The 1,292-nt window shown below is 64.5% G+C and carries 1 protein-coding gene; it reads right to left on the bottom strand.

Going from position 1 to position 1,292, the window contains the following annotated elements; genetic code table 11:
* Positions 1–22 precede the first annotated feature (22 nt).
* Positions 23–1,179 (bottom strand): IS3 family transposase gene (locus B1991_RS17360; RefSeq protein WP_136259942.1). Its coding sequence is split into 2 segments (ribosomal slippage): positions 23–930 and positions 930–1,179, totalling 1,158 coding nucleotides; the frame shifts between segments, so codons are not numbered across the junction.
* Between the last annotated feature and the right edge of the window lie 113 nt (positions 1,180–1,292).

The raw sequence follows: 1,292 nt of genomic DNA on the forward strand, positions 1-1,292 counted from the left end.
AGATGCGTATAAGAGACAGGTTCTACCCCGTTTCCACGGACGGTTTGATTAAGGCTGAAAACTCCCGGTCGCGCCGAGCAACTCTACGACGCATGCGCGGGTTGTGGAACCGCTCAAGGTAATCGAACAGATCGGCCCGCGCCTCGTCGCGAGTCCGGTAGCAGCGATGGTGCACCCGCTCTCGTTTGAGCATCCCGAAGAAGCCCTCGCACGCCGCGTTGTCGGCGCAGTGGCCAACCGCACTCATGCTGCTCACCAGGGCATTCCCGCCCAGGAACTTCTGATACGTGCCGCTGATGAACTGGCCACCGCGATCGGAGTGCAGGATGACCTCCGAGCGGCCCCGCCGCTGCCACACCGCCATCTGCACCGCCCGCACCACCATGTGGCGATCCTGGCGGTGATGCATCGACCAACCCACCACCAGCTTGCTGTACAGATCGACCACGACGCACAGGTACAGCTTGCCTTCCTGCGTCACGATCTCGGTGATGTCCGTGACCCACTTGGTCTCCGGCTCGTTGGCGTGGAAGTCCCGTTCCAGCCGGTTCTCGATCCCCACGGGCCGGGCGCCCGGCTTGCCGCCAAAACGGCGCCGGGTTCGCCGTGGCCAGCCCTGCAGGCCAGCGCGGGCCATCAGTCGAGCCACCCGATTGACGCTGGCATGCATGCCCTCATCGACCAGGTCCTCTTGCATGCGTGGGGCGCCGATGACGCCCTTGCTGTCCTCGTGGATCTCCCGGATGCGCTCCAGCAGGCCCGCGTTGGCCCGCGCACGCGGGCCCGGCTTGCGCCCGACCCAAGCGTAGAAACCACTCGTTGAAACTTCAAGGCAGCGGCACATCATCCCGACGGGATAGTCGCTGCGGCAGCGCTCAATCACCGCGTACCGTTCGGTGATTGCTTCGCGAAGTACGCTGCCGCGTCTTTTAAAAAATCCCGTTCCTTCGTGATTCGCGTCAGCTCCCGCTTGAGCCGGGCAACCTCTTCGTCACGGGGCGTGCCGCCACCGGGGAAGGCCTTGCCACCTCCCGCCTCGGCCTCCCGCACCCACCGGGTCAGCATGTTCGGATTGACGCCGACCTCCAGGGCGACCTGGCGGCAGCTCGACTTCGACCGCCGAACCAGTTCGACGATCTCCCGTTTGTATTCAGGGCTGTAACGCTTGCGCTTGGACATGGACACTCCTCTGGCCCAGTATGGGGCTTAGTGAAAGTGTCCGCAGAATCGGGGTAGAACCCATGGCCAGGCCGTCCGCGCCACGCCTTCCTCTCAATCATCCGGCCCAGCGG

It is taken from the genome of Rhodanobacter lindaniclasticus (assembly GCF_004799035.1).
GTDB classification, from domain to species: Bacteria; Pseudomonadota; Gammaproteobacteria; order Xanthomonadales; family Rhodanobacteraceae; genus Rhodanobacter; species Rhodanobacter lindaniclasticus.